The organism is Pseudomonas sp. GD03858 (assembly GCF_029840925.1).
In the GTDB taxonomy this organism is placed as follows: domain Bacteria; phylum Pseudomonadota; class Gammaproteobacteria; order Pseudomonadales; family Pseudomonadaceae; genus Aquipseudomonas.
Window position 1 is genome coordinate 1 of record NZ_JAOCDM010000167.1, and the last position, 8,215, is coordinate 8,215.

Below are 8,215 nucleotides of genomic sequence, written 5' to 3' on the forward strand. Positions count from 1 at the left end.
CTTTCGCGACACAAGGCCGCTCCTACAAGGGGGCGGTGTGTCCGCCATCTTTGCGTTATAATCCCGCCCTTTAGCCGCCATCCGCCTGAATGGCCGTTGGCGCATTTCATACCGATTTGAGAGGCTAGACCCTTGGCACTGACGATTCTTGGCCTGTCCGGCGCCCTTAGCCATGACCCTTCCGCGGCCCTGTACATCGACGGCAAGCTGATTGCCGCCGCCGAAGAAGAGCGCTTCGTGCGTGACAAGCATGCGAAGAACCGCATGCCCTACGAGTCGGCGAAGTTCTGCCTGGAGCAGGCCGGCATCAAGCCGTCGGACGTCGACGTGGTGGCCATTCCGTTCGCCCCGATCAGCCTGTTCGGCAAGGCCCGCTGGCACTACGCCAAGCGCTACTGGTACGCCCCGGACCGCGCCCTCGACGCGCTGCTGATGGGCAATCGTCGCTACAAGCGCTACCGCAAGAAGATCGTCTGGTGCCTGGAGCAGCTGGGCTTCGATCCGAAAAAGATCAAGATCGAGCCGGTCGAGCACCACCTGGCCCACGCTTCCAGTGCCTACCACTGCTCGGGCTTCAAAGAGAAAACCGCGATCCTCGGCATCGACGGCAAGGGCGAGTACGCCACCACCTTCTTCGGCTACGGCGAAAACGGCAAGATCCACAAGATCAAGGAGTTCTTCGATCCGGACTCGCTGGGCGGCCTGTATGGCGCGATCACCGAGTTCCTCGGTTTCGAAATGCTCGACGGCGAGTTCAAGGTCATGGGCATGGCGCCGTATGGCGACGCCAGCAAGTACGACTTCTCGCGCCTGGCCAGCTTCGAAAACGGTGAACTGGTGATCAACACCGAGTACGCCAACGTCATCGGCCTGCGCCGCTATAAAGAGAAGGGCAAGGGCTTCTACTTCTCGCCCAAGCTGATCGAGTGGCTGGGCCCGAAACGCGAAGGCGACATCGCCGACGAGCCGTACATTCACTACGCTGCCAGCATGCAGGCGCTGTTCGAGAAGCTGGCCCTGCAGATGATCGACCACTACCTGGGCGATACGCTGAAAGAGACCGGCAAGCTGGCCTTCGCCGGCGGCTGCGCGCTGAACGTCAAGCTGAACCAGAAGATCATCGCCCGCGACGACGTCAAAGAGCTGTTCGTCCAGCCGGCGTCGGGCGATGCCGGTACCGCCGTTGGCGCCGCCGCCTACGTCTCCCACGCCCGTGGCGTGCCGGTCGAGAAGATGGAGCATGTCTACCTCGGCCCTTCGTTCTCCAACGAGGACGTGATCGCCGCCTGCGCCCGTCACCCGAACGCGCCGAAATGGCGCAAGATCGACGACATGCCGCAGCGCATCGCCAAGATCATGGTCGACGGCAACCCGGTGGCCTGGTTCCAGGGGCGCATGGAGTTCGGTCCGCGTGCCCTGGGCGGTCGCTCGATCATCGGTTGCCCGAGCGTGCCGGGCGTGGCCAACCGCATCAACGAGCAGATCAAGTTCCGCGAACGCTGGAGACCTTTCTGCCCGTCGATGCTCGACACCGTCGGGCCGCAGATGATCAAGGTCGATCACCCTGCGCCGTTCATGACCTTCACCTTCGAAGTCGCCGAAGAGTGGAAGACCCGCGTGCCGGAAGTGGTCCACGAGGACGGTACCTCGCGCGCCCAGGTGCTCAAGCGCGAGTACAACCCGCGCTACTACGACATGATGAAGGCGCTGGAAGACCTGACCGGCAACGGCGTGTCGCTGAACACCTCGCTGAACCGCCGTGGCGAACCGATGATCTGCTCGCCGACCGACGCCCTGAACATGTTCTTCGGCTCGGACCTGCAGTACCTGATCATGGAAGACATCCTGGTGGTCAAGGAAGGCGCCGCGCCGTATGACCAGCCGCTCTGAACCGCGCATCCTGCAGTTCTGCCATGGCTATGACGGGCCGTTCCTGGACTGTGCCCGTCAGTACGCCAGCCTGTTCCAGGGCAGCGGCTACAAGGTCACCACCGTGTTCCTCACCGGGGCAGCCGACGCGAAAGTAGCGGCCGGCTGTGCCTCGGACGAGGTGCTGTTTCTCGAGTTCAGCTCCAAGGCCGTGCGCGGCCTGAAGCTGGGCGCGATCCGAGCGCTGCGCAAGATTGCCGCGACGCGCAACTTCAGTTTCTGCATCGCCCACCGCTTCAAGCCGATCTATGTCGCGCTGCTGGGGACCGGCTTGCCGGTGATCGGCGTGCATCATGCCTTCGGCGATTACCAGCGCAAAGGACGGCGGCTGTTCGCCAATCTGTTCCGCAAGCGCCTGAGCCTGCTTGGCGTGTCGGACGCGGTGCGCGATGACATGCGCCGCTGCCTGGCGCAATGGCCCGCCGAGCGTATCCAGACCCTGTACAACCGTATCGACGTCGCGGCGCTACAGGCCAGCCTGGTGCCGCGCGACGAGGCGCGGCGCGCCTTGGGCCTGGATCAGCAGGCCTGGGTGGTCGGCAATGTCGGCCGCCTGCACCCGGACAAGGACCAGGCCACCTTGCTGCGCGGCTTCGCCGAAGCCTTGCCGGGTCTGCCGGCCGGGGCTCGCCTGGCGATTCTGGGCAAGGGCCGTCTCGAAGCGAAACTCAAGGCGCTGGCCGGCGAGCTGGGCATCGCCGAGCAGGTCGACTTCCTCGGTCAGGTGCCGGATGCGCGCCGCTACTTCAAGGCTTTCGATGTGTTCGCGCTGAGCTCTGACCACGAGCCGTTCGGCATGGTCCTGCTCGAGGCCATGGTCGCTGGCGTGCCGGTGCTGGCGACGGCCTGCGGGGGTGCCCGTGAAGTGGTCGAGGGCGTTGGCGTGCTGTTCCCGCTGGGCGATGCCGCGCAGCTGGCCCAGGGCCTGAGGCACATGGCCGGCCTGGACGCGCAGCAGCGTGAAGCCTGTGCCGAGCACATGTTGCAGCGTCTGCGGCAGCGCTTCAGCGACCAGGCGGTGCGCGATGCGTTCTGGCAGTTGCCGCAGGTTCGTGCGCTGGTGGCGCAGGCGTGATGCTCAATCATCTTCAGACCTGGCGCGAACGTGGCTGGCAAGAAATCGACGCGGCGGCCTACAGCGATGCCTGGCAGCGCTTTGGCGGCAGCGTCGCCACGCACCCACGGGTGGTCGAGCAACTGGCGGAGCTGGCGCAGATCCCGGTGCGCTACCTGGGCTGGTCCCGGGATGGCGAACTCAAGGCCGCGCTGCCGACCTGGGGGCGTCACCTGGCGCTGTCCAAGGACGTGCTCAAGCGCCAAGGCAAGAAAGGCCTGTTCGACCTGGGCAACGCCGAGATCATCCTGCCGGCCGCCGACGATGCCGGAGCGCCGCTGCGTCACGCCGGGCGCTACCTCTCGGAGCTGAACCAGGGGCGTTTCGCCGGCCTGAAGACGCAGCCCGAGCAGTTGGCCATGGCGCGTCCCCACGAAGAGCTGTCGAAAAAGTTTCGCTACAACCAGCGTCGCGAGCTGCGCCTGCTGGAAGAGGCGGGCGGCCAGGTACGACCGATCGGCGATTTCACCGCAGCCGAGATCGCGGCGATGTACTGTGATCTATTCCAGCGCCGCTGGGGTTTCCCGGCCACCGGCGCGGCACGCATGGCCGAGGTGGTCGAGCGCCTGCGCGAGCTGCTGATCGGCTCGGTGCTGCTGCTCGAGGGCGCGCCCATCGCCATTCAGTTGGTGTATCGCGTCGAGGCGCCGCAGTGGATCAGCGTCGAGTATGTAAACGGCGGTGTCGATCCCGAGACCAAGGCGTTCAGCCCGGGTAGCGTGTTGAGCTTCCTCAATACCCAGGCCGCCTGGGAAGATGCCAATGCCCGTGGCAAGACGCTGCGGTTCTCGTTCGGTCGGGCCGATCGGGAGTACAAGGACCGTTGGTGCAACCCCGTCAACGTCTTCCAGGTCTGAACATGAGCGCTCACAAGCAGCAACTGCTCAAACGCCACCGCAAGCGCAAACGGGTGATCCTGCTGGTCGTGCTCGTCGTGCTCCTGCTGTCGGCGTTGTGGGCGTGGTGGTTGCCGCCGATGCTGGCGGTGCTGCTGTGGGTGGCGCATGAAGCCTGGTTCTCCGACCACCTGTTCTACGTGCCTGGCAGCGACTACCAGTACGACCTGCAGGCCAGCGAGCGGCATGCGCTGCGCAATCAGGACGGGATGCTCGCCGTGCCGGCCGAGTGCGTGCTCGATGGCAGTGAAACCCTGCTGTTGCGGGTCACGCTGAAGGCCGGCTGGCTGGGACGCCTGTTCGATCCGGCGGTGCGCATCGAGGGCGGGGTTGCTGACTGCCAGGCCTTCGAGCGCGGCGTCCGAGGCGTGCGCTACCTCAATCTGGTTGGCCAGGCCGAGGCGCTGAGTGCCGGTCGGTTACGCCTGCGTGGCCGTCATTGCCGTATCGCGTCGGACGTGGAGCTGCTGGTGTTCCGTCATGACGACTACCTGGCCGGCTCCATGATGGTCATCGCGCCCCATGCCGACGATGCCGAGCTGGCGGCGTTCGCTGCGTATGCCCAGGCACGGAGCAGCTGGATCGTGACCTTGACGGCCGGCGAGATCGAGAACGAGTACTACCGCGAGACCTTCGGCATCGGCCTGGCCGAGGCGGCCCGTCTCAAGGGCGAGCTGCGCAGCTGGGACAGCATCGCCGTGCCGCGTTGGGCGGGCGTGCCGTCCTCGCAGTGCGTGCAGCTGGGTTATTTCTGCATGCAGCTGCCCGCCATGCAGGCCGACCCTGACGCGGTAGTCGCCTCACGGGAGGCCGATCTTGCCGATACCCGTGTGTTCCGTCGCTTCAACGAGGTTGCGTTGGCCAGCGATGCCGATGGCCGCCCGACCTGGAGCAACCTGGTGCAGGACCTGCGTGAGCTGATCGAGCGCGCCCGTCCGGCGACCCTGGTGATGCCGCACCCGGCGCTCGACCCGCACCCGGACCATGTCGCGGCCCATGACGCCGTACAGCAGGCGTTGCAGGGCTCGAGCTGGCAGCCGGACACCTTGCTGTTCTATGCCAACCACCTGCACGACAACGATCGCTGGCCGATGGGCGACGCCGGTACCGGGGTGCCCTTGCCGCCCTTCTTCGATGCGGCTTTGCCCATGCGCCCTTGGGTGCTGGATGTCAGCGCGCAAATGCAGCGGCATAAGGCCATCGCTTTGGGTATGATGCACGACCTGCAGCCTGCCCCTCCGTTCAAGCGCCGCATCCGCCGCTTGCTGCAGCGCTGCCTGGCTGCCCGGCGCTGGCCGGCATTCGGTGACAATGAATTCTTCCGCAAGGCCGTGCGCCGACACGAGCTGTTGTGGGTCGGCACAGTGATCGACAAGAGAGAGCCACGGTGAAAGTCCTGTTCCTGGTCCAGAAAGAGCAACGCGCCATCCTGGACCGTCTTTACGAAGGTATCGCGGCTGACTGCGAGTGCGATATCCGCTGGCTCACCGCTGACGAGCAGGCCGATCTGCGCGGCTATTTCCGCCAGCATGTGCAGGTGGAGCAGTACGATCGGATCCTGTTCTTCCTGCGTTTCAAGAAAGAGATCCGCCAGGTGCGCTTCATCCGCAGCGTGCCGAACCTGGTGATCCTCGAGCATGACGCCTACCAGAACTACATCCCCTGCAAGTACACCGGCAAGTTCAGCGAGTACTACCGTCAGTTGCCGTGGGCGCGGGTCATCACCTCGGGTGCCGTCGTCACCCGGCGCCTGCGCGACGAGGGCTTCGACGCGGTGTTCGTGCCCAAGGGCTACGACCAGGCACTGCTGCGCAATGAAAACCGCGAGCGCGATATCGAACTGGCGTTCGTCGGCAGCCTGCGCAGCGTGGCCTACTCCGGGCGCAAGCAGATGCTCGAGTCGATCGCGGCGGTGGAAAACCTGCTGATCACCCGCACCAAGTCAGGTGAGGAATACAGCCAGACCCTCAGCCGCATCCGCTTTTTCGTCAGTGCCGACGTCGGCATGGGCGAATACATGATCAAGAACTTCGAAGCCATGGCTTGTGGTTGTGTGCTGTTCGCCTACGACCAGGGCGATGAAGAGAACCAGGCGCTGGGCTTCGTCGACATGCACAACATCGTGCTCTACCGCGACGTCGAGCAGCTGCGCGAGAAGCTGGCCCTGTTGCGTGGCGACCTGGCCTTGGCCGAGCGAATTTCGCGCAATGGCCAGCAGCTGGCCGAGCAGCGCTACACCTTCCACGCGCTCGGCCGGGCGATCACCGAGGCCATGCGCGCGCCGCTACGCCCGGCAAGCAAACCTGGGCTGCTGGATCGGTTGCTGCTGGCGATCGGCCTGTCGCGTTGAGTCCAAACCAAATCGAGGAAGCCATGCTCTTCAGTGAAAACAGTGAGATCACGCTGGTGGTGACCAGCTGTGGTCGTTTCGATCTGCTCAGGCGCACGCTAGAGACTTTCGATCGCTACAACACCGCACCTGTCCGTGAGGTGTTCATCACCGAGGACTCCGGCGACGAGGCGGTGCGCGGCTGCATTCCCGAGCACTGGCGTGAACACACGACCTTCATCGTCAACAATCCCAAGCTTGGGCAGTTGCGCTCGGTGGATGCCGCCTACGCCCAGGTCAAGACCTCCTGGGTGTTCCACTGCGAAGATGACTGGGCGTTCTACCGCCCGGGCTTCATCGAGGAGTCCCAGGCGCTGCTCGAGGCCGACCCGCAGGCGCTCCAGGTATGGCTGCGCAGCTTCAATCACGACCTGCAGCTGCACAGCCCCTACGTGTTCCTGGAGGAACGTCAGGTGCTGCAGGGCATCGCCTTCCACAAACTGGGCTCGCACAAGGCGGAATGGCAGGGGTTCTCCTTCAATCCTGGCTTGCGCCGGCTCGCCGACTACCAGGCCCATGCGCCCTATGCGTCGCACTCCGGCGAGAAGAGCCTGTCGCGGCTGTATGCCGAGCGCAACCGCTACGCGCTGATCCTGGAGAACGACGCCGTGCTGCACACAGGCTTTGGCGAGCATGTGGAAATGCCGGAAGAAAAGATCAAGAAGGCACGGCGCAAGCGCATGGACCGCATCCGCTTGCTGGGCGTGCTGTTTATCGGACTATTGCTTGGATGGGTGTTGAAGGATGTTTGAAGGGATTGACCGAGACAACAGCAAGAGTCGGCGCTATTTCACCGCGGCGCTGATCGCTTTTCTGGCCAGCTTCGTGCTGATGGACTCGTCGAAATGGACGAACAACATCTTCTACGCGTTCATCGCGTTGCCGGGGTTGGTGTTCCTTGTCAAGGAGCGAGGCGCCGGGTTGCTGAGCGACAAGCTGGGGCTGGCCTGGCTGGTGTTCCTGCTGTGGTTCCTGGTGCCTGCGGCGATTGCCGGCGAGGGCCAGTTCTACAAGCACATCGCCTACGTGACGCTGTTCGTCTTCGCCGTCGCGGGGCTGACCAACCAGCGCTTCCTGCGCTCGGAGCTGTTCGCCCGCGTGCTGTTCTGGGTCATCTGCCTGTATGTCTTCGGCTATTCGGCCTACGCCTACCTGACCGGCGTCCATGCCCTGGGCGAGCGGGTCAACCTGATGCCGGCGCGCATGCAGAACGTCATCTACACCAGCATCTGGATGCTCTGCGCCCTGGCGCTGGCCATGCCAGGCTGGCTGCACCGCCGTCGCTGGGTCGAAGCCTTCTGCGCGGTGGTGCTGTCGGTGGTGGCCGTTACCTTCGTGATGCAGACGCGTACCGCAATGGTCGGCGCGGTGTTCCTGTTCGCCGCCTGGGCGGTCTGGGCGCTGTGGCGTTTCCCGCGTGTGGCCGGGCCGTGGCTGGCGCTGTTCGCTGTGCTCGGGGTCGTGACCCTGTGGCTGGTCAAGGACGCGGCCTGGTTCCATTCGCTGTTCGATCGCGGCGATTCCTACCGCAGCGAGCTGTTCCACGTGATGGTCGGTGAGTGGGAGAACTGCGGCTGGCTGGTAGGCTGTGGCGTCGAGTTCCATACCGACAAGCTGCTCAGTGGCTTCATGCCGATCCAGCATCCGCACAATATCTTCGTTGCCCTGGGTCTTTATACCGGTGGGGTCTCGCTGGTGCTGTTCCTGGTCATCGTGGCGATGACCCTGGTCCAGGCCGTGCGCCTGCGCGACCCATGGGGCATGTACCTGGCCTGTGCGCTGGTGATGCTCAACTTCGACGGCAGCAAGCTGATCGGCAACCCCGACGAACTGTGGCCGCTGGTGCTGCTGCCGGCGGCCATGGTACTCGGCCGTGGCTTGCAGGCG

At 64.6% G+C, this 8,215-nt stretch carries 7 protein-coding genes; all 7 read left to right on the forward strand.

Annotated elements, in window-relative coordinates; translation table 11 throughout:
- Positions 1-132 precede the first annotated feature (132 nt).
- A complete protein-coding gene (locus tag N5D48_RS25005) occupies positions 133-1,890 on the forward strand; it encodes a carbamoyltransferase (protein ID WP_186733359.1) in 1,758 nt (585 codons plus the stop codon).
- Positions 1,874-3,004, forward strand: a complete 1,131-nt coding sequence (locus N5D48_RS25010) for a glycosyltransferase (RefSeq protein WP_279888725.1) — start codon at positions 1,874-1,876, stop codon at positions 3,002-3,004. Before N5D48_RS25005 ends, N5D48_RS25010 begins: the two co-directional genes overlap by 17 nt.
- Positions 3,004-3,900 carry an antimicrobial resistance protein Mig-14 gene (locus tag N5D48_RS25015; protein ID WP_279888727.1) on the forward strand — a complete coding sequence of 299 codons (897 nt, stop codon included), beginning with the start codon at positions 3,004-3,006 and terminating at the stop codon, positions 3,898-3,900. The genes N5D48_RS25010 and N5D48_RS25015 overlap by 1 nt, the downstream gene beginning before the upstream one ends.
- Positions 3,901-3,902: 2 nt before the next feature.
- Positions 3,903-5,330 carry a PIG-L family deacetylase gene (locus tag N5D48_RS25020; protein ID WP_279888729.1) on the forward strand — a complete coding sequence of 476 codons (1,428 nt, stop codon included), beginning with the start codon at positions 3,903-3,905 and terminating at the stop codon, positions 5,328-5,330.
- Positions 5,327-6,289: a glycosyltransferase gene (locus N5D48_RS25025; protein WP_279888731.1), complete on the forward strand. Its 963-nt coding sequence runs from the start codon at positions 5,327-5,329 to the stop codon at positions 6,287-6,289. The genes N5D48_RS25020 and N5D48_RS25025 overlap by 4 nt, the downstream gene beginning before the upstream one ends.
- 23 nt (positions 6,290-6,312) lie before the next feature.
- Complete coding sequence (locus tag N5D48_RS25030; protein ID WP_279888733.1) at positions 6,313-7,080, forward strand: glycosyltransferase family 2 protein; 768 nt, start codon at positions 6,313-6,315, stop codon at positions 7,078-7,080.
- A partial coding sequence (locus N5D48_RS25035; protein WP_279888734.1) for an O-antigen ligase domain-containing protein occupies positions 7,073-8,215 on the forward strand: 1,143 nt, incomplete at its 3' end. The genes N5D48_RS25030 and N5D48_RS25035, both read left to right, overlap by 8 nt.

Excerpts from the sequence above, each read along its gene's own strand:
- N5D48_RS25015 (WP_279888727.1), top strand. The coding sequence starts at position 3,004 with ATGCTCAATCATCTTCAGACCTGGCGCGAACGTGGCTGGCAAGAAATC.
- N5D48_RS25030 (WP_279888733.1), top strand. The coding sequence starts at position 6,313 with ATGCTCTTCAGTGAAAACAGTGAGATCACGCTGGTGGTGACCAGCTGT.
- N5D48_RS25010 (WP_279888725.1), top strand. The coding sequence starts at position 1,874 with ATGACCAGCCGCTCTGAACCGCGCATCCTGCAGTTCTGCCATGGCTAT.
- N5D48_RS25020 (WP_279888729.1), top strand. The coding sequence starts at position 3,903 with ATGAGCGCTCACAAGCAGCAACTGCTCAAACGCCACCGCAAGCGCAAA.